This window comes from Shewanella sp. VB17 (genome assembly GCF_013248905.1).
GTDB lineage: Bacteria > Pseudomonadota > Gammaproteobacteria > Enterobacterales > Shewanellaceae > Shewanella.
Genome location: NZ_JABRVS010000001.1, coordinates 4,026,975 through 4,049,086 on the forward strand (window position 1 = coordinate 4,026,975; position 22,112 = coordinate 4,049,086).

At 40.9% G+C, this 22,112-nt stretch carries 15 protein-coding genes; 6 read left to right on the top strand and 9 right to left on the bottom strand.

Going from position 1 to position 22,112, the window contains the following annotated elements; all coding sequences use genetic code 11:
* Window positions 1–16 precede the first annotated feature (16 nt).
* Entirely contained in the window at window positions 17–1,681 is a 1,665-nt protein-coding gene (gene ettA, locus HQQ94_RS17410; protein ID WP_173295604.1) for an energy-dependent translational throttle protein EttA, read from the top strand.
* A 78-nt stretch (window positions 1,682–1,759) separates the two neighbouring features.
* On the opposite strand, the gene HQQ94_RS17415 is transcribed toward ettA, so the two are convergent.
* Window positions 1,760–4,861 (bottom strand): multidrug efflux RND transporter permease subunit, encoded by a 3,102-nt coding sequence (locus HQQ94_RS17415; RefSeq protein WP_173295605.1) that lies wholly within the window; start codon window positions 4,859–4,861, stop codon window positions 1,760–1,762.
* Window positions 4,861–5,967 (bottom strand): efflux RND transporter periplasmic adaptor subunit, encoded by a 1,107-nt coding sequence (locus tag HQQ94_RS17420; RefSeq protein WP_173295606.1) that lies wholly within the window; start codon window positions 5,965–5,967, stop codon window positions 4,861–4,863. The genes HQQ94_RS17415 and HQQ94_RS17420 overlap by 1 nt, the downstream gene beginning before the upstream one ends.
* A 291-nt stretch (window positions 5,968–6,258) precedes the next feature.
* Between HQQ94_RS17420 and HQQ94_RS17425 the strand changes: the two genes are divergently transcribed.
* The 3 genes from HQQ94_RS17425 (at window position 6,259) to HQQ94_RS17435 (ending at window position 8,005) form a co-directional block, all read left to right on the top strand.
* The gene (locus tag HQQ94_RS17425) at window positions 6,259–6,699 is read left to right on the top strand and encodes a GNAT family N-acetyltransferase (protein ID WP_309247257.1); all 441 of its coding nucleotides are present in this window, start codon (window positions 6,259–6,261) and stop codon (window positions 6,697–6,699) included.
* Between the two features lie 90 nt (window positions 6,700–6,789).
* Window positions 6,790–7,263 carry an NYN domain-containing protein gene (locus tag HQQ94_RS17430; protein WP_173295607.1) on the top strand — a complete coding sequence of 158 codons (474 nt, stop codon included), beginning with the start codon at window positions 6,790–6,792 and terminating at the stop codon, window positions 7,261–7,263.
* Window positions 7,264–7,525: 262 nt separating this feature from the next.
* Window positions 7,526–8,005, top strand: a complete 480-nt coding sequence (locus HQQ94_RS17435) for a YbaK/EbsC family protein (protein ID WP_173295608.1) — start codon at window positions 7,526–7,528, stop codon at window positions 8,003–8,005.
* A 118-nt stretch (window positions 8,006–8,123) separates the two neighbouring features.
* Here the strand turns inward: HQQ94_RS17435 and HQQ94_RS17440 are convergent, their stop codons facing one another.
* From HQQ94_RS17440 to malQ, 6 genes are all read right to left on the bottom strand, one after another.
* The gene (locus HQQ94_RS17440; protein ID WP_173296699.1) at window positions 8,124–9,740 is read right to left on the bottom strand and encodes a glycogen synthase; all 1,617 of its coding nucleotides are present in this window, start codon (window positions 9,738–9,740) and stop codon (window positions 8,124–8,126) included.
* Window positions 9,741–9,789: 49 nt separating this feature from the next.
* The gene (glgC, locus tag HQQ94_RS17445) at window positions 9,790–11,064 is read right to left on the bottom strand and encodes a glucose-1-phosphate adenylyltransferase (protein WP_173295609.1); all 1,275 of its coding nucleotides are present in this window, start codon (window positions 11,062–11,064) and stop codon (window positions 9,790–9,792) included.
* An 86-nt stretch (window positions 11,065–11,150) separates the two neighbouring features.
* Window positions 11,151–13,616: a glycogen/starch/alpha-glucan phosphorylase gene (locus HQQ94_RS17450; RefSeq protein WP_254304090.1), complete on the bottom strand. Its 2,466-nt coding sequence runs from the start codon at window positions 13,614–13,616 to the stop codon at window positions 11,151–11,153.
* Window positions 13,606–15,735 (bottom strand): glycogen debranching protein GlgX, encoded by a 2,130-nt coding sequence (gene glgX, locus HQQ94_RS17455; RefSeq protein WP_173295611.1) that lies wholly within the window; start codon window positions 15,733–15,735, stop codon window positions 13,606–13,608. Before glgX ends, HQQ94_RS17450 begins: the two co-directional genes overlap by 11 nt.
* Window positions 15,736–15,744: 9 nt before the next feature.
* Entirely contained in the window at window positions 15,745–18,000 is a 2,256-nt protein-coding gene (gene glgB, locus HQQ94_RS17460) for a 1,4-alpha-glucan branching protein GlgB (protein WP_173295612.1), read from the bottom strand.
* Between the two features lie 41 nt (window positions 18,001–18,041).
* The gene (gene malQ, locus HQQ94_RS17465; protein ID WP_173295613.1) at window positions 18,042–20,198 is read right to left on the bottom strand and encodes a 4-alpha-glucanotransferase; all 2,157 of its coding nucleotides are present in this window, start codon (window positions 20,196–20,198) and stop codon (window positions 18,042–18,044) included.
* Between the two features lie 442 nt (window positions 20,199–20,640).
* Between malQ and HQQ94_RS17470 the strand changes: the two genes are divergently transcribed.
* Both HQQ94_RS17470 and HQQ94_RS17475 read left to right on the top strand, forming a co-directional pair.
* The gene (locus tag HQQ94_RS17470; RefSeq protein WP_173295614.1) at window positions 20,641–20,838 is read left to right on the top strand and encodes a CPXCG motif-containing cysteine-rich protein; all 198 of its coding nucleotides are present in this window, start codon (window positions 20,641–20,643) and stop codon (window positions 20,836–20,838) included.
* A gap of 120 nt (window positions 20,839–20,958) precedes the next feature.
* A complete protein-coding gene (locus tag HQQ94_RS17475; RefSeq protein ID WP_254304091.1) occupies window positions 20,959–21,237 on the top strand; it encodes a hypothetical protein in 279 nt (92 codons plus the stop codon).
* A gap of 202 nt (window positions 21,238–21,439) precedes the next feature.
* Here the strand turns inward: HQQ94_RS17475 and HQQ94_RS17480 are convergent, their stop codons facing one another.
* Window positions 21,440–21,847 carry a GFA family protein gene (locus HQQ94_RS17480; protein WP_173295615.1) on the bottom strand — a complete coding sequence of 136 codons (408 nt, stop codon included), beginning with the start codon at window positions 21,845–21,847 and terminating at the stop codon, window positions 21,440–21,442.
* Window positions 21,848–22,112: the final 265 nt, after the last annotated feature.

A 22,112-nucleotide genomic window follows, 5' to 3' on the forward strand; every position in this document is an offset into this window, starting at 1 on the left:
AAAGAAGAACACAATCATGGCTCAATTTGTTTATAGCATGCTTAGGGTGGGTAAAATTGTTCCACCGAAAAAGCAGATCCTGAAAGATATTTCTTTAAGTTTTTTCCCCGGTGCAAAAATTGGTGTTTTAGGTCTCAATGGCTCAGGTAAATCAACTTTACTGCGTATTATGGCCGGTATTGATACTGAAATTGAGGGTGAAGCTCGCCCAATGCAAGATTTGAAAATAGGTTATTTACCCCAAGAACCTAAACTAGATGAAAACCAAACTGTCAGAGAAGCGGTTGAAGAAGCCGTTTCTGAGGCAAAAAATGCCCTCACACGATTAGATGAAGTCTATGCATTATATGCTGAACCTGACGCAGATTTTGATGCATTAGCCAAAGAACAAGGCCAACTAGAAGCCATCATTCAATCTCAAGATGCACACAACCTAGATAACGTCTTAGAACGTGCAGCAAACGCACTGCGTTTACCTGATTGGGATGAAAAAATTGCCATTCTTTCTGGTGGTGAACGTCGTCGTGTCGCTATCTGTCGTTTACTATTAGAAAAGCCAGACATGCTGTTGCTTGATGAGCCTACTAACCACTTAGATGCAGAATCAGTGGCTTGGCTTGAGCGTTTTTTACAAGATTATACGGGGACCGTTGTCGCCATTACTCACGATAGATATTTCTTAGATAATGCCGCAGGTTGGATTTTAGAACTTGACCGTGGTGAAGGCATCCCATGGGAAGGCAACTACTCCTCTTGGCTCGAACAAAAAGATGCTCGCCTAACCCAAGAGTCTGCAACTCAAAGTGCACGTCAAAAAACCATCCAAAAAGAACTTGAATGGGTACGCCAAGGGGCAAAAGGTCGTCAATCTAAAGGTAAAGCTCGTATGGCTCGCTTCGAAGAGCTTAATACTAACGACTATCAAAAACGTAACGAAACCAACGAGCTCTTTATTCCTCCGGGACCACGTTTAGGTGATAAGGTCGTTGAGATAAAAAACCTAACTAAATCTTATGGGGATCGCGTACTGATCGATGACTTAAGTTTCACCGTACCTAAAGGTGCCATTGTAGGTATTATTGGTGCAAACGGCGCGGGTAAATCAACCTTATTTAAAATGATATCTGGCGATGAGCAACCTGATAGTGGCAGTGTCGACATTGGTGAAAGTGTACAAATCGCCTCCGTTGAGCAATTCCGGGATTCAATGAACGACAAAAACACTGTATGGCAAGAGATCTCTGGTGGGCAAGATATTATGCGCATCAACAACACTGAGATCCCAAGCCGCGCTTATGTCGGCCGATTTAATTTCCGTGGTGGCGATCAACAAAAAATCATTGGTAGTCTATCTGGAGGTGAACGTAATCGCGTCCATTTAGCTAAGTTATTGCAAGCTGGCGGCAATCTGTTATTACTCGATGAGCCTACCAACGACTTAGACGTTGAAACATTGCGAGCATTAGAGGAAGCCTTACTCGAGTTTCCAGGTTGTGCCATGGTCATCTCTCATGACCGTTGGTTTCTAGATAGAATCGCTACTCATATTCTCGATTACCGTGATGAAGGTAAAGTGAACTTTTATGAAGGTAATTACACCGAATATTCAGCTTGGTTAAAAGAAACAATGGGCACAGACGTGGTTGAACCTCATCGCCTTAAGTACAAACGAATGAACTAGCTCTTAACCTAAACCCAACCTTATCGCTATATAAAAGCCTGTACACTCGAGTTACAGGCTTTTTCTATGATAAAACTATCACTGAGATGGATGCTGTGCCGCTATTGCTTCAGCAAGTTTGGCTTCGACAAATCCAGGGGAATGAGTATTACCAGAGATTAAACGGTACATAGCAGGAATAACCAACAAAGTCACAAACGTAGCAAATGCCATTCCAAAAAAGACCACTGTCCCTACCGCAATACGACTCTCAGACCCCGCTCCCGTTGACAAAATCAAAGGCACAGCACCTACTAATGTCGTGAATGCCGTCATTAAGATAGGGCGTAACCGACGGGCTGATGCATCAATAATGGCCTGCTCAAGTTCGGTGCCTCTGTCCCTTAATTGATTGGCAAATTCAACAATCAAAATACCATTTTTAGTCACCATACCAATCAGCATAATCATGCCAATTTGACTATAAATATTCAGCCCTTGACCTGTTAAATAGAGACCAAGAAACCCACCCAATACCCCCATAGGAACAGTAAACATCACCACCATGGGATTAATAAAGCTCTCAAATTGTGCGGCGAGCACCAAATAAGCCACCAACAAAGCTAAACCAAATACCATTAACACGCTACTTTGGTTTTCTTTAAAATCTTTTGATTCTCCAGTATAACTCACTGAAATATCACTAGGTAATATCTCAATAGCCTTAGCATCTAAGAAATTAAGCGCTTCACCTAGAGTATATCCTTCCACTAAGTTTGCTGCCAAAGTGATGGATTTTTGCTTATTGGTATGGCTAAGCTTATTGGCAGAAGCCACTTCTTCGGTATGAGTGACTGAATCCAATGTGATAAGCTCACCTTTGGCTGAACGCATATAAATCTGGCTTAAGTCGGCCACACTATTAAAATTATCTTCATCACCTCTTAGGTAAACATCGTATTCCTCACCGCGCTCAACAAACGTCGTCTCTTTACGGCCACCTAACATTACCTCTAAAGTTTCAGATATCTCAGCTACGCTGATCCCAAGCTCTGCTGCACGTTCGCGATTAACACTGACAACTAACTCTGGTGTCGTTTCAGCGTAATCAAGATCCACCCCTGTTAGCATAGGACTAAGAATCGCTTCCTCTTGCAGCACCTCAGCCCACTTAAACAGCTCGGTATAATCAGAGCCACCAATCACAAACTGCACCGGCTCGCTCGACTGCCCTCTAAAACCAGGTAACATAGGGCGCACCATCACATCTGGGATATCTTGCAATGCTTTACCAACCACACCTAATGCTTGCTGAGCATTGATGTTTCTGTCTTCCCAGCTTTCAAGTTGCATGATCACAAAGCCTGTCTGATCGCCTGCATTACCACCAAAAGCTGGAGCCTCAATACTAAAAGACTTAATCACACCTTGACCTAACAATGGGATCAACCTCTGTTCGACAATATTCATATTTGCGTTCATGCGATTATAACTGGTACCTTCCGCTCCCTTAACAAACGCAAAAATAACCCCGCGATCTTCTTGTGGGGCTAACTGAGACGGGACATTTTGCATCAGCAGTCCACTGCCTAGCATACACAACATAATAATAAAGGGGGCTGCGACACGAAAACGCATCACCTTAACCAGCACCATACGATACACCTTGTCCAATCGTTCAAACTGTTGATTTATCCACAAATTAAAACAGTTAGGTTTTACATTGGCTTTAAGTAATTTACTGCTCAGCACTGGCGTTAAGGTTAAGGCGATAATTGATGAGAAAATCACTGACATAGCCAACATCACCGAAAATTCGGTAAATAATCGTCCAACCATACCCTCCATAAACGAGATAGGTAAAAACACCATCACTAATACAGCCGTTGTGGCTACCACTGCAAAGCCAACTTCACGGGTACCTTTATAGGCAGCCAGCAATGGTCCCTCTCCTTTCTCCAAATGATGAAAGATATTTTCCACCACCACAATGGCATCATCGACCACGAGACCAATTGATAAAATAAGCGCCATTAACGTTAGTAAATTGATGGAAAAACCGAAAATATTGGCGGCAATAAAAGCTGAAATAAGAGAAACTGGTACCGTCACAGCAGGAATCAGCGTAGCCCTCACCTGCCCGATAAAAATGTACAGCACCAGCACAACTAATCCACCAGTAATAAACAAGGTGTTATAGACTTCAGTAATTGAGCGGTCGATAAACACAGTCGAATCATAATCAACGACGAGTTGTGTACCTTCAGGCAAAAATTGTTGAATACGATTAACTTCTTCGTGAGCCGCTTTAGCGACAAGTAAAGGGTTAGCATCAGACTGAGCGATAATGCCTAAACTCAAATTAAGCTCACCATTACTCTTAAACGTGGAATTTTCGTTCTCTGCCCCAATAAACACCGAAGCAATATCTTTAAGGTAAACAGGCGTTCCATCGCTCGCAGTTTTCACCACTAAATAATCAAAATCTTCAGGATTTTGGTACAAACGTGCAGTACGAACGGTCATGACTGTGGTATCGTTGCGTACTTCTCCACCAGGTGTTTCCACATTTTCTTTATTTAAACTCGCAATGATGTCTGCCGTCGTTACGTTTCGGCCTGCCATTAGCTCTGGTTTGAGCTGGACATACATCACCTTGTATAAACCACCAGAGATGTTCACTGAACTCACACCAGTAATCAGGCTGAACCTATCTTCTAATACTCGTTGGGCATAATCAGTCAGCTGAGTCCTGTCCATCACGGAAGAACTTAAATTAATATAGAGTGAAGGCTCTCCAGAACCATTATCTTTAGAGACAATCGGATCGTCAGCTTCATCAGGAAGCCGACGCTGAGCTCTGGCAACCGCGTCGCGAACATCGCTCACTCCTTCAGTCAAATCCCAATCAAGGGTGAACGTAATCGTGATGTTCGACATACCGTTACGAGTCACTGAAGTTATCTCATCGATGCCACTTATCCCAGTGAGTTCATCTTCTAACACTTTGGTAATTTGACTCTCCATGATGGTTGCTGAAGCCCCCTCATAATTGGTCATAATCGTTACCACAGGACTTTCAATGTCCGGCATCTCACGGACAGCAAGCTTGGAGAATGAAACTAAACCAAATACACACAGCAGTAGACTTAACACAATAGCAACAACAGGACGTTTAACCGAAATATCAGAGAGTAACATTAACTTTCATCTCCCTTATCCCCAATTATTTTGGTCTTCATCCTCTCTGTATTCATCACTGAAAGATCATTAACTTTAAGACCATCACGCATATTAACCAATCCTTGAACCACGATCTTCTGCCCCACATCGACACCTTCAGAGATCACCACTTCATCTTTAATTCTAGCCCCTAATATCACTTGAGTCCGGGTCGCTAACTCATCTTCACCGATCACGTATACAAAACGCTTAGTGCCCGAATATTCGATAGCCTGAACAGGGATAACAGGCTCAGACACTGCAGGAAAATCTAATCTTGCTGACATCAACATCCCAGGTTTAAGCTTATTATTATGATTATCAAAATTAACTCTGACTTTTAAGCTTAATGTCTCCTGATTAATACGCGGATCAATTGCCACCACCAAACCAGTAAACACCTCTGAGGGCCATGCACTATTTATCGCACTGACTGTCATACCAACATTTAATTGAGACAGGTAATTCTCTGGCACTTGTAAATCAAGCCTCATCGATGAAAGATCATCTAACGTTAATAATTCACTGCCTATCGCAACCATTTTTCCTAGACTGAAATCCAACAAACCTGCTGTACCTGTAAACGGAGCTTTAATATAATGAAAATCAAGCTCAGCCTTAGCTGCAGCCAAACGTGCAACAGCAATATCAACACTGGCTTGCTGTGCATCTATTTCGGTTTGAGTAATGGCATTTTTAGTAATTAACTTTTTAAATTCTATTAACTTACGTTTTTCATCATTAAGGTAAGCGTTTGCTTCGGACATACTCGCTTGAGAACGCGCATCTTCTAATTGAATGAGTATTTGGCCAGCTTGAATTTCTTGATCTGCCGCTACCTGAATCGCCTTTATTTTGCCCGCTACTTCAGATGCAATAAACACGGATTTATCCGCCGCTAATTTACCAATGAGTGATATCGTTTGCGAGAGCAGATGTTGCGCCACCATTCCTGTCACTACGGGAACAACACGCGGCCCACGTGACTCCTTATCCACTGTGGTCTTTGTTTCAAACAAACCACTTAATAAGGCCATTAATATGACCAATGTAATAAAAGGAATAACAATCAGGCTTTTTTTCATGTAAAAATATCTTTATCAGTTCATACGATGAGTAATGGGGATTATTTTAGATAAAAATTATCCTTTATAGGGTAAAGCTGTGTAAAGCTAAGCAAAATAAAGCCTATATTTGACAGATAACTTGTAATAAGTCATGAATAAAAACCAATCAGTAACAAAGTAAGACTTAAAAATAACAATCAACCAAATCGTTAATATGTGGTGCAAGGTTAAAGGCTAATACAATAACCCATGATAGAAGCAATCAATTTTGATAACATCATTCAACAATCAGATTAAACGAGTAATACTGTGGACCTTCATTGGCTTCCCATCAATAAGCGCGCGCAAGCTTATTCTTTTTACAAGCAATTTATGCCTTATGCTCGACTGACAAAAAAAGAACGGCTTGCCGTTTTTTTATCCGAGTCAGACTCCAATAAAACCGAACCCCACACCGAAGTCATCGCTGCCATTAGACTTCGCCCAATCGGGAGAGACACCTTAATCACTGGGATGCTGGTTCATCCAAGCTTTCGAGGTCAAGGTTTAGGACATTCATTAATGAATGCCATCATTAATGAATTGAACGATGAACACGCTTTTCTGTTTGCGCTGCCTCATCTCGTTTCCTTTTATCAGCAACATGGATTTAATCCATTGCAAACCCCACCCAATGACATTGCTCAATTATTTATCAAGCATCAACGTAAACATAAACCTTTATGTCTAATGGGGTTTAAAAAAATGTAAGCGAGAACATTCAGCTCTAATGATAACACTTCATTCCAACGGCACTCTGATGTATGGTGCTATTGTCATTAAATCTATCAAGGGGTTAACGTGAAAAAAATCGCCATTTTTGTCGATGTTCAAAATATTTATTACACTTGCCGCCAAGCTTACGGCCGTCAATTTAACTATCGAAAACTCTGGCAACATATTCATCATGAAGGTGACATTATCTCAGCAACCGCGTATGCCATACATAAAGGAGATGATGGCCAATTGAAGTTTCAAGATGCACTTAAACACATAGGTTTTGATGTCAAACTGAAACCTTTTATCCAGCGAGCTGATGGCAGCGCAAAGGGAGATTGGGACGTAGGGATCACCATCGATATCATGGAAGCAGCCAGCGAAGTCGACAGTATCATCTTACTTTCAGGAGATGGAGATTTCGATGTATTAATGCTGAAAATATATCAAAAATATGGTGTTGAGACCCAAGCCTATGGTGTACCAGGATTGACAGCTAAATCCTTAATCGATTCGGTTGCACAATATCATGAGATTGATGACGGCCTACTACTTTAGCTGTCTATTTTTGACAATGTAACCCCATGCTATAAAAGTCATTTTTATGTATAAATTGTTTTCTCTGCTCTTCATAAGCCATGACTGACGACACTTTATACTGCCAAAAAATCATCAAAATCAATGAAAAAGTAAATCACTACGCACACGCTAGCACCTAAGATTTTTTACCATAAAATAGACTATTTATGATGATTAAGAGGAGTAATAAAGCCAAAGCGACTATAATTGATGGGTCATAATGTCTTTATGAGGTTACACAATGACTATATCTATACGTTTAAACGAATATTTGCACCATAATGAGGTCAGCTATGATCTCATCCCCCACCCACATAGTTCAAGTTCTATTAGCTCAGCAGAGGCAGCAAAAATTTCACCCGCTCAAATAGCCAAAGCCGTTATCTTAGAAGATCACGAAGGTCGAAAAATGATGGCTGTATTATTGGCTAATCACAAAATAAGCTTAGGATCACTAGGAGAAAAATTAAATCGAGATCTGCACCTTATTAATGAGCAAGATGTCTACACAATGTTCAACGATTGCGAGAAAGGAGCGATCCCTCCCCTTGGCAATGCCTATAACATAGAAGCCGTTTATGATGATCTGCTCATCCAATCCAAAGAACTGTATTTAGAAGCAGGCGATCATAATAGCCTGCTGCGCATCAACAGAGACGATTTTATTCGCCTAATTAAAGATGCCAAACATTTAAGGTTTAGCCATCGGACACTGCATTAAATACCTTCACAACTCATTAATACACATTTGTTGCCACCTAGGGTCTGTTGTCCTAATTACCATTTTGCAGATAAACAGACCCTAATCATAAGTAACAATCAAACTCGATGACAAAGTACTAACGGTAAAATTGATAAAGTTGCCTAACATAATCTCTGGCAGAACTTGACCAATCAAAGCGCTGTGCTTTAGCCAACGACTGCATCTGCTGCCACTTATCCGTCCCCTTTTCAGATATAGCAACACTGAAACGACTCAAAAAATCTTCTCCTTGTGCCACAAGCGTATCGCCATTAAAAACATAGCCCGTCTCATTATTGATCACAGTATCTTTAAGCCCACCAATCCCATGAACCAAACAAAGCTGACCTTCACGCATAGATAATAACTGACTTATCCCGCAAGGTTCAAAGGAACTAGGCATAATAAACAGATCTCCTGCCTTATATAAAAATTCAGACACTTGTTCATGATAACCATTAAGAAAAATAAAATGACTATGATTAACTGCAATAGCAAGAAACTCTCTTGCAATCTCGCTATCACCACTGCCAAGCAACACGAACAATCCATTAGGTTCAAGCGCTCTGAAACGCTTTAACATTATTTCTAGTACGGTTTCATTATTGATTTTTTGTCGTAAAATCAACATTTTTTGATCCGTCAATCGACCAACTGAAGTCAGTAAGCAACTGGGCATAATGTTGTTAGCCAGATCTCGCCAGCGTGCATTTAATCGTGTCAAGGCGACCTGATCCCAACTTGATACCGTCTCTCGCCCACCTTGCCAACTCACTAATGTGGATTCTATTTGAGTAAAGGTGTGCTCATATTTCAATCGATTATGGCTATATACGTCAGTATCACCAACATTCAGCTCAGCGAACTCAGCAGAGTAAAAGCACCCGTTTAAAATCCCCACTAATGCTTGTTCATCACGCTTACAGATTAAATCAGCTTCCAATCCCTCGCCACCAAAAAAACCTGCCTCATAATCAGATGGTAACAGTACTTCATCGACATAACTGGGCGAAACGAGATGGACTCGATCACACAAGTTAATACCGACTCGCATTGGGTTTACACAATTGGGGTAACGAGGATCAATAATCAAGGCACGTTGTGACAGATCCAATTGCGCTACTAATTCTGGATACCAAGCCTCTAATGAAGAAGGATCACCACATAAAGGCCGTATCCCCTGCAGTGCTAAATTATGTATGGTGAATACGCAAGGAATTGATTTTAAAATACTAAATTTAGGAACATAGGCTCGCAATAAAGCAAATAATCCTGAATGCCAATCATGAAGATGCATAAGATCCGGTAAAGGAATAGCTTGCTCCACTAAAGCCACGGCGACACTTTGACAAAATAGGGCAAATTTACTGGCATCTTCGGCAAAAGGTCGATCAGCACAGCCTGAAGAATATATTTTTTGTGTTCCGCTATCAGACGACACAAAACAAGGATGTGCTAAGAAATAAAGTTTAACACCTGCCACATCTGGATGGTCACTTAAATACAAACCTACCCGATATTCGCCACCAGCAAAAGGAACCGATATCTCTTTCACCCAATGTGCACCAGCTGAAGCCGCTAAATAACCATAACTTGGCATGATCACATCAGCGAGTACTTCCTGCCCCTTTAAGGCTTGCGGTAGATCCCTTATCACATCAGCCATACCGCCCACTTTACCACCAGTAATACTGCCATTTTCGGCTGCAAGCATGAGGACTCTTTTCACAATTCATTCCTTTTTGCTAATCTATTCATCATCACTATTCATAACCAACGGGTAAACCCAACATTGTTCGAGTCACCAATACCACCCCTTTTTCTGAGACCTTAAACCCTCTTTTACGGTCATGATCATGGTTATAGCCAATATCAGTGCCTTCGGGAATGATGCAACCTCGATCAAGAATTGTTTTCTTAATTTTACAATAGCGTTGCACCACGACATCAGGTAACAAAACTGAATCTTCTACTTCGGAATAAGAACACACTCTCACTTCGTTAAATAACACACTGCGGCGCACTGTTGCCCCAGAAATTATACAGCCACCCGAGACAATAGAATCCAAAGTCATGCCTCGTCTGTCATCGTCGTCAAATACAAATTTGGCTGGAGGCAACTGCTCTTGATACGTCCAAATAGGCCACTTAGCATCGTACAGATTCAAGGCTGGTGTCGGCGACAGTAACTCCATATTAGCCTGCCAGAATGAATCTAATGTCCCAACATCACGCCAATAAGCTTTTTCATTATCAAAATAATTACAAAAACGATATGCAAATACATTATGTTGTTCAATAATCGCTGGAATGATATCTTTACCAAAATCCCTTTCTGAACCTTCGTTCATGGCGTCCTTTTTTAACTGCTCAAATAAAAAATCAGTATTAAAGACGTAATTTCCCATAGACGCTAAACATGATTCAGGATCACCAGGCAGAGACTTGGGCGATTCAGGTTTCTCCTCAAAACCTAAAATACGATTATTTTCATCAACTTCGACCACACCAAAATCACTTGCAGCCTCAACAACAGAGACATTGATACACGAAATAGTCATATCGGCACCGGACTCAGCATGAGCCGCAAGCAGACCCGCATAATCCATGCGATAAACATGATCTCCAGATAAAATCATTACGTATTTTGGCCGTTCATGCCGTATGATATCAATGTTTTGAAAAACGGCGTCAGCAGTGCCTTGATACCAGTTCTCACAATTACGTTGAGAAGCTGGTAAGATCTCAACCGACTCACCCAGCTCTTTTTTGAAGTGTCCCCAACCACGCATAATATGTCGGATCAACGAATGAGATTTATACTGAGTCACCACCCCAATACGGCGAACACCGGAATTGACACAATTGGATAGCGGAAAATCGATAATTCTAAATTTACCACCGAAATAGAGTGCTGGTTTAGCACGCCATTCCGTCAATTGGTGTAACCGAGAGCCTCTTCCACCAGCAAGAATAAGTGCGTAGGTATCACGGGTTAAATTACTAATATAACGTGGGCTGGAGCTAGGACTAGACATATTGATTGTTCCTCTGAGCCTTATATTTAGCATGCTAACATCATTAAGATTGACTCTTCCTAGCACAAATTTAAATAGTAATGTCATCATGCTCGCCAAATGTCATCACGATAACCGGCAATCGTTACATCGCTAGAAAAACGACCACTGGATGCAGTATTATAAATGCTCATTTTGGTCCAATTCTCACGGTCTCGATAGGCTATCGCGACTTTCACCTGAGCTAATCGGTAAGACTCAAAATCCGCTGCCGTCATCCAAGGATCCGATGGACTTTTGATAGCATGAATAATGGGATCAAATATTTCAGGTTCGAGTAAATTAAAATGACCACTTTCTAGCAGCTCCATAACATGGGATAAGTCCGATGATGCTGCGATAAATCGATTCGGATCATAATGCCCACGCAGCGAAGTAACTTCATTGGCATTTAAGCCAAATAAGAAAAAATTCTCCTCCCCGACTTCTTCGAGCATTTCAATATTGGCGCCATCTAACGTCCCAATCGTCAAAGCCCCGTTCATCATGAACTTCATATTGCCAGTGCCTGACGCCTCTTTCCCTGCGGTAGATATCTGCTCAGAAAGATCAGTGGCAGGGCATATTTTTTCCATGGCACTGACATTATAATTAGGCAGAAAAGCAAATCGAAGATAACGGCTAACTAAGGGATCGGAATTGACCATATGTGCCACATTATTGGCAAGCTTGATAAGCAACTTGGCCATGGCATAACCCGGCGCAGCTTTACCACCAATCAAGACACACCTTGGCACGATATCATCGGTATTGCCTTGCTGTATTTGGTGATAAAGATGTATGACGTGCAGTATATTTAATAGCTGACGTTTATACTCATGGATCCGCTTAACCTGAACATCAAACATCATAGTGGGATCGAACTGAACGCCACACTCTTTGGCTATCATATGAGTTAAATCGACCTTATTCGCCAGTTTTACCTCCTGCCATTTTGTTAATAACGTCACATCTTCGGCCACGTCTTTTAACTTTTGCAGATGATGCAGGTTCTTCACCCAGCCGTCACCTAATCGTGCCGTTAGTAGCGCTGATAACCTAGGATTACAATGCGCTAACCAACGCCTCGGTGTCACACCATTGGTGCGGTTATTAAACTTCTCAGGCCACAAATCATAAAAGTGTTTAAACAATCCACTGGTCAGCAGCTGAGTATGCAACCCCGCCACACCATTAACCGAGAAGCTTGCCACAATGGCTAAATAAGCCATACGCACATGAGGGACTTCACCTTCTTCAATTATCGACATCTTAGCCAACATTTTTCCATCTCCAGGCCAGTGGTGTGCTACGTCATCAAGATAACGTGCGTTTATCTCATAAATTATCTCTAATATTCTGGGGAGCATCTGCTCAAAAATACGCACAGGCCATCGCTCTAAAGCCTCTGGAAGTAAGGTATGATTGGTATATGCCATGGTACTTGTGGTGATAGACCACGCTTGATCCCAACCAAGAAAATACTTATCCACCAGTAAACGCATTAACTCAGGGATGGCAATACTTGGGTGAGTGTCATTGAGTTGCATCACGTAAGCTTTAGCAAAACCACTAAAATCAGTCCCTTGGTGCATTACCCAATTGTTGAGTAAATCCTGCAAACTTGCCGATGACAGAAAATACTGTTGCCTTAATCTCAGTTCTTTGCCATTTTCACTGGTGTCATTGGGATAAAGCACCATTGTTATCTGCTCAGCCAAATTCTTACTGGCCACAGCCTCAGTGTAATCTCCTTGATTAAATTCTTTTAAATCAAAATCATCTGTAGCCTCAGACTTCCACAGTCTTAAAGTATTGATCCGATCGTTACGGTAACCTGGCACAGGCATATCGTAGGCGGCAGCAACCACATCTTGGGTGTCTACCCAGCTGGTATTACGTCGGCCATCTTTATCAATATAAACCTGAGTACGACCAAAAAAAGGCACGATGACATTATGTTTCGGTACGCGCACTTCCCATGGATTACCGTCTCTTAACCAACGATCTGGACGTTCTATCTGATAGCCATCGACAATTTTTTGAGCAAACATGCCGTACTCATATCTGATCCCGTATCCCGTTACAGAAATATCCATACTGGCACAACTATCGAGGAAACATGCCGCCAGCCGACCTAAGCCTCCATTCCCTAAACCAGCATCATGCTCTAAACTTTCAATTTCTTCTAAATCAATAGCATATTGCTGTAATGCTGCACGGCTTTCATCCTCCAATTGGAGATTAAGCAAAGCATTACCTAATGCACGCCCCATCAGAAATTCTAATGACAAATACGCCACGTGTTTCGTTTGATATTGACTGTCTTTAGTACGTGTTTGCCGCCAATTATTTAACATCTGATCACGTACACTTAATGCCAAAGCATGAAACAATTGCTGCTCTGAGTATTCCTCATTACCTAAACCATTGCTCATGTAACGTGTTAATGAACCAGATAATGAATCACAAGGTTCACAATCACTTAATGTCGCTTTCGTCGCTCGTTTACCTTTATTGACTTTAGCACTCATGAATCGACTCCTTAAATTCAGCATAAAAAAGCATTAAACTTCGTTCTTGCAGACAATATAACGCACATTTTTCGGATAATTTTTGTGATACCACCTCAGAATCTTGGGTATGTAAAAGACACTGCCAAAGGCCGAGTTTAGGTAGGTCAGGTAAATAAAAATCTAAACTCTGCTCATCCGTATTTAACATCAATAATAATGCCTGACGACAGCCCTTCTGCGCTTCAAGCTCACCGCTTATCACCACACTTAAACTACGAGTATGAGACTCACACCAAAGATTTTTTGTCATTTCAGTTCCATGCCGGCTGAACCAGTCAAGACCTGGTTCCTCAAAATTGACACTGTCGTGGATGTATTGACGATGGCAAAGCAACGGAAAACGTTTTCTTAATTGAATTAATTTTCGCGTAAAATTAAGCAATTCAATTTTACTGATATCTTGTGACCAATCGAACCAACTCAGTTCATTATTTTGACAATAGGCATTGTTATTCCCTCCTTGTGAATGCCCAACCTCATCGCCTGCGAGTAACATTGGCACCCCTTGAGATAGGAAAAGAGTGGTGAGCATGTTTTTACACTGCCTAATTCTTAATGCATTAACGTTAAAGTCATTTGAATGTCCTTCTACACCATAGTTATGGCTAAAATTTTCATTGTGACCATCACGATTATCTTCTCCGTTGGCTTCATTGTGCTTCAGATTAAAACTGACAAGATCCATCAAAGAGAAGCCATCGTGACTGGTGATATAGTTAATACTGGCTGAAGGTTGGCGACCTGAATGCTCAAACAAATCACTGGAACCGTGAAAGCGTCTGGCAAATTCAGGCAAAATACCTGCATCTCCACGCCAAAAGCGGCGAATCGTGTCACGATATTGGTCGTTCCATTCACTCCAACCAATAGGAAACTGACCTAATTGATAACCACCGGGTCCGATATCCCATGGCTCAGCGATCAAACGGACTTGGCTTAACACTGGATCTTGTGTCAGAACATCAAAGAATCCAGAGCCAATATCAAACCCCTGCTTTTCACGACCTAGACAGGTGGCTAAATCAAAACGAAACCCGTCAACACCCATCACTTCAACCCAATACCTTAATGAATCCATCACCAATTTAAGTACGTTAGGATTATCAGTATTGAGGGTATTACCACACCCGGTATCATTAATGTAATACCTAGGCTCATTGGGATTTAAACGGTAATAGCTCAGGTTATCAATGCCCCGAAAACTATAGGTTGGGCCTAAACGATTGCCTTCTGCGGTGTGGTTATAAACCACATCCAAAATCACTTCAATGCCAGCTTCATGCAATCTTGTCACCATTTGACGAAACTCAAACACATCATCATTTGTCAAATAAGCGTGGTGGGGCGCAAAAAAACCAATACTGTTGTACCCCCAGTAATTATTAAGCTTCTTTTGTTGTAAAAAAGGCTCATCAAAGAAACTGTGTACTGGCATTAACTCAACACTGGTGATCCCAAGTTCAGTCAGATACTTGATTGCTGCAGGTGAGCATAACCCTGAAAATGTTCCTCTTTCATTCTTAACAATATCGAGGTTAAGCTGCGTAAAACCTTTGACATTAAGCTCATAAATGATGCTGCGACGTAAAGAAAGCGACACTTCTTCTTGGCTATAATTTTTCTGAACAGGAGGCACCGGTAAAAGGTGGCGATGATCGATAACTCGGCACTTAGGCATAATATTGGCGTTGTCTGTCGTATCAAATGACAGATCTTCATCTTTATCATCAAGGCAATAACTATATAGACTCGGAGCATCAATACATTCCCCTACTAGCTGCTTAGCATAAGGATCGAGTAATAACTTATTTGGATTAAATCGATGCCCAGATAATGGCTGAAAAGGCCCCTCGACGCGATACGCATAAACAACCCCTGCACACACGCCTTCGAGAAAGCCATGCCATATGTGCTGAGATTTTCGAGGAAGTGAATAACGCGCTATCTCGTCCTTTCCTAACGCATCAAAAATACACAGAATAACGTTAGTTCCATGAGCCGAAAATAGGGCGAAATTCACCCCAGAATCTTCAACACTTGCCCCTAAAGGATAAGGTTTACCATTACTTAATTTCATCAAAGCCTCCTATCTCTTAGCATCGATGATTGAAATCACTAAGCAGGCTAAAGGCGGTACTGTGATCACACTACTTTGAGGCATATTTTGATAGGGGATAGGTTCAGCAGTGATCACACCGGCATTACCGACACCACTGCCACCATAATATTGGCTATCGCTATTGAGTAATTCTTGATGTTCGGCATTGACTGGTAAACCAATACGAAAATCATAATGCACCTGCGGTGTCATATTGACCACAAACAACAAGTGATCATCGGGCATATCCCCATAACGAATAAAACTAAACACACTTGTTTGATGATTATTACAATCTAGCCAACAAAAACTGTCAGCTTCTGTGTCTCTGCTAAACAGCGCAGACTGTTGCCGATAAAGTTGATTTAAATCTTTAACCCAAGCTTGTAGCCCTTTGTGAGGTAAATACTCGAGCAAATGCCAATCTAAACTGCGGTCATGACTCCACTCATCACGCTGACCAAATTCATCGCCCATAAACAAGAGTTTTTTACCAGGATGACCCCACATAAAGCCTAAATAAGCACGGATATTGGCAAATTGTTGCCAGTCATCACCTGGGGGCTTACTAATCAATGAACCTTTGCCATGCACCACTTCATCATGACTTAACGAGAGCACAAACTGCTCGCTAAAACAGTACATCAAACTGAATGTCAGCTCATTTTGATGATAGCTTCGATGGATAGGATCTCGGCTTAAATAACGTAAACTGTCATTCATCCACCCCATGTTCCATTTAAAACCAAACCCAAGCCCACCTTCATCAACTCTGGTCGTGACACCAGAAAAAGCCGTCGATTCTTCGGCAATCATGACGATGCCAGGAAAAGCTTGATAGAGACGTTGATTTAACGTTTTTAAGAACGCTATCGCCTCAAGATTTTCACGACCACCATACTCATTAGGTACCCATTGTCCTGCCTCACGACTGTAGTCGAGATATAACATCGACGAGACCGCGTCTAAACGTAACCCATCAAAGTGAAATTCATCCAACCAATAGCAAGCATTACTCAACAAATAACTTTGCACTTCACCACGGCCATAGTTATAAATCAAGGTGTCCCAGTCAGGGTGCTCACCACGTTTAGGATCATGATGTTCATACAAACTGGTACCATCAAATTGCACTAACCCATGAGGATCTTTCGGGAAATGAGCTGCCACCCAATCAAGTACAACGGCAATATTTGCTTGATGACAAGCATCAATAAATGCTTGTAAACCCAATGCATCTCCAAATCTATAGGTCGGTGCATAAAGCCCCACTGGTTGATAGCCCCATGAGCCATCAAAAGGATATTCATTAATTGGCATCAACTGAAGATGGGTAAATCCCATCTCTACGACATAAGGAATAAGTTCATCGATGAGATCTTGATAGTTTAAGTATTGCTGGCCCCCATCCCCTTTCCTCCGCCAAGAGGCTAAATGGACTTCATACGTAGATATTGCTTCTTGATGCCATTGTTTTTTATGTCGCTTGGATAACCAAGCTTTATCTTGCCAAACATGGTTTTTCTTAAGAGGGATAAGCGATGCATTACTGGGCGAACCTTGCATCGATTTAGCGTAGGGATCAGACTTTTCTAGCCGTTCTCCGTCAGTGGTGATTAACTCGAATTTATAATGCTGTGACTCTGCCGCGTTTGGAATAAATATTTCCCAAAGACCATTGGCTTGATGCTGACGCATGACATGCCTAGTCCCATCCCAATGATTAAAATCCCCCACCACTGAAACTCGTCTTGCATTGGGTGCCCATAAGCAAAAGTGCACGCCAAGAACTTGATTCACTTCACGCCAATTTGCACCTAAAAATCGATAGGCTTGTTCAAGTCGGCCTTCACCAAATAAATAGAGATCATTATCATTAAGTAAGCTTGAAAACTGATAAGGATCGATCACCTCTTCAACGCCAAGAGGGTATTCGACCCTTAACTTATAGAGAAAAGGGTTAACTCGACGGCCCATAACCCCGGCAAATAGCCCGGCTTTATTAACATGGTCTAAACTCGCCACCTTGCTACCATCCTTAAGACTAATAACATCAACCTTGATCGCACCACGTAGTAAGCATCGAACGATCAGTAATTGCTTAGGTTTAGCCGCCTTACTCTTAGCTGTATTTTCAACCTCAATTAAATGCATACCAAGGATAGAAAACACATCATAATATTCACCATTGAGTAGCGATATATCGGCACCGTTATGAAAATATGGGGCATTTTGAGTCATCATTTATCTTCCATTAGAATGTAAATTACACGCCTGAAATCAAATTAAACAGTTACTGCGTCCATTTCAGATCGACTTCGCGCTGAACAAATCTCTCTCAATAACATTTGAGCCTGGGGAGAGTCTTTGATTGCCTTTAAGGTATGAGGTAAGCGTCGCTGCCAGTTGGCGTACTCCTGCCAAGTGCCAGGAATATTAACGCTATGCCTTTCGCTAATCAGATCACAAATTTGCATGCTAAACAAACTAGAGTAGCTCTTAGCAGCTAATGCAACCCAGGCATGTAAGATCTGCTCATACTCAATACTGTTAATATCTTCTGTGTCTGAGAGCAATCTGTGATGCACTAAGAGCTCAAATAGTTGATACTTTTCATGCTCACGCTGATTTAATGCATCACCGAGTATCTCATCATTATCCAAGAGTTCAATCTGTCGCTTAAGGTGCAAATCACTGGATGACCACCAAGCAGCTAAAGTCGGCACATCATGATTTGCCAACATCATTAAACTGTGGTTTTTATGCTCATCGGGCTCATTAAAGCCATTAGTGTGTTTGCAAAAATAGAAGAGTTGATTAGAGTAAATGCCAGCTTGAGTCAGGTAACCATAAAGCTCTGGGGGAACGACACCAAGATCTTCACCTATGATACAGCACTTAGCACGTTGGCTTTCTAGGCACAAAATGGCAACTAAAGTTTCAACGGGATAATACACATAGGCACCATTGCCCAAATTGGCAATATTAGGCCACCACCACAGCCTCAATATCGACATCACATGATCAATACGCAGTGCCCCACATGCTTGCATATTACTACGTAGAATATGGATAAAATGCCCAAAGTTATGTTGCGTTAACTTGATGGGATCTAAAGGCGTCAATCCCCAATTTTGACCTTGTGCAGCAAACGGATCTGGCGGCGCGCCAATACTCGCATGTAAACAAAACTGATGTTGATTTTGCTTAACTTCAATACCATCAGGCGAAGCTCCTACGGCTAAGTCACGAATTAAGCCGATGGACATCCCTAGCGCCTTAGCATTGAGCTGACATTCCTCAAGTTGAGATTCGGCTAAAAACTGTAAATAACAATAAAAATGAGGATCAGCACAAAAGCCTACTGGTGCCTGTTTTGCCAGCTCAGTAGCAAAGTAATGTAAATCATCACCCTGTGAGTCAACAAACAGCGAGAATACTTGCGCACGAGGAGAGTCAGCGGCTAACTCATAAGTGCAAAAGGCATCATATAACATATTGAGTAGTTCATATTTAATCGTGATAACACTGGCGTAATCGAGCCAATTATCTCGATTCAAAGCGATCTTTTTATCTGTAAATGTCTGAGTAGTCACTTGTGGTTCAATGTAGCGATATTCATCCACTCCCGAGATTTCAATATAAAGAGGATTAAGTCTTCTTCTGTCACTGGGACTATAAGGACTGATACTTGTCTGCTTAAAATTGTCTAATGCATGCAGTGGATTTAACTGAATAAAATCACCACCTTGCTCTGCTATCATGGTGATTAAATAGCGTAAATCACCAAAATCTCCTATGCCCCATTGCTCATCAGAGCGCAATGAATAAAGTTGAACACTTATGCCCCAAGGTCGAATTTCAGTCTCTAAATGAACGCTACCTTTGGATGTATCTTGTTTAATATCATCGAGTTGATATGTTTTATCTGGCGACACTAATAAAGTCCCACTCAAAGTAATAGCCTGATCAACAAGAGTGAGTTCAAGAGTGTGATAGCCTAAGCCGAGTTCGATATTGGGAAATAATTGCTTTAATGAGCCTTGATAATGCAAATAGAGCGTATCGTTAATTCTATAGTCACCGCAGATATGAAGATCTTTAGGGTAAGCAATGGCAATATCATGTTCACCGTACTCTGTGTATATCTGTAAGCTGATTGCATCAGCGTAATCACTGTTCAAGTAAACATTGACATAAAGTTCACTTTCATTGGTATGCTGAAAGGCATGTAACGCAAGAGTCCAAGGCTTAGCATCAAGGAGGTAAACCCTTTCATTAATACCCTGCTCTGAATCTGAACTGACAGAGCAATCTCCTCCCGCTAACATGCACTGCAAAATTCCAGTTCTATCGCAGGCAGAGATCTCAATACCTTGCCCATAACAATCGATAAATCTATCGCCAATCCCTTGTAAATAGAGTAATTTTTCAATATCCATGCACTTTAACCTTGTGCATATAGAACACGGTTCTCTGTAAAATCACTGTATTCATTAAACCACCAAGAAAAAAATATAAGCAAACAAAAAGCGAAGTAGGAACCCTGCCACAAATTAACGACAAACCATTTAACAACAAAATAGTTACATTTTAGTGACAAAATAAAGAATTGAAAGGTTAATTCATAACAATTGATAATATTAATAGTAAATCAAGTAATAAAAGCGTCGGGATGTACACGTTCAGGTATTGCTAAAAAAATTAAAATAATGTAACTTCAATGACATAAAGTCTACATTGTGAATATCAATAAAATAGATTTGAATAAATAAAAACGACAATGAAAATCATTAACGGTGTACTTTTGAATGGCTGGGCTCGATCTACACGTAAGGCGGCATAAGTAGTTAAGTCTTTAGATAATTTTGAGGACTGTAAAAATTGAATCAATTAACTGAGAAATCGATAGAATGCCCTTATTGTGGTGAGACAATTGATGTTTTAATTGATTCCACCGACTTTGAACAAGAGTATATCGAAGATTGCCAAGTATGTTGTAGACCCATCAATGTCTTGGTGTCTGAAAGTATTGATGGTGAGGTTACAGTGACTGTTCATAATGAAGATGACACATTTTGAGACAAGGCATGTATAAACTGTAGTTGATGTGATCATGGAGGATTTATATATATGAGAAAGTGGACATGGAAGATAGCAACAGTCTTGGTGATAGGTGCATGACTACTCAATCCTGAGTTAATGTCTTTGATGGTACTGATTGATGCTATAGGACTTGATCTATTCCTATTACTTATTGAAGTACAGATAGTGGCTGTAAGTGGCTATTATTTTCAAGTGTGGTTTAAGCCTATATTGATACCTTACTATAAAATATTACGTAAAGTTGATCCCTATTTTTTCATCCCAACCAAAAACTCTGTTGCCAAATATCCTATGATTTTGTGTCATGCAGTTCCTTTCTTAATGCTATTCATTATCGGCATCACAGTCGCTAAACCTGCGATTAATATGGCATGATGTAAATTAGCGAAAGAAATGGCAGACTCAAAAAGATAAAGTTCACAAGAAATATAAAGAGATAAATCATCTTTTAAAGCCATCAAAACACAATTTTTACACGGTTCCTCATAACTGCACCTTGAACTTATAGCTCAGGATCACCTGTAAAAATAAGGACGTGATCGCGTCCTTATTCCAAGTGTTGAGCAAAATTCAAATGTCACTTTCGTCCCGTTTCAAACGAATCATATCGGGGTAAGCTAGCATCTAGATTTTCCCAATTTGCTTTTGACGATACAAAATTATGAGAAATAGGTCGTTCGACTATATCTGAATCGAGGATCCCCAACCTTATTCTATAACGGGCAGGATCCTGCTCATTTGAACTATAAACGGGTGAGCCACAACGTGAGCAAAAATACCTATTTTTGCCGGGCTTAAATGAAAAGGTACTTAAGCTTTTTTTACCTAATGTTATTTCTAAATCTGCAGAGTTGATGAAACCATTTGTGGCAAAAGCGGTACCACTATTTTTCCGGCACAGAGAACAGTGACAGTGAATAATGCTGCTTATTTCACCATTGATTTTTATTTCCACCTCACCGCACAAACATTTACCTAAGTACATAATTTGATATATCTCCAAGTTTATTACCGCAGCCTTTAGGGTATAAACATTATAACCTATGAGTTGAGGCCCATATAACAACTTAACCTATTAAGCTAATAAAAACATCTATATAGAAAATTTTTAAATGCTTAACACGCTTATACATTGCTCTTTAACCGCCCACAGCTCTTTCGCTTGTTGTGAGCTATAGTGCTCACTCATAGGTAGGATCTTAAGGGATTACCCAGTATCATTTTGATTGAAAAGTATTATTTTGAATAAA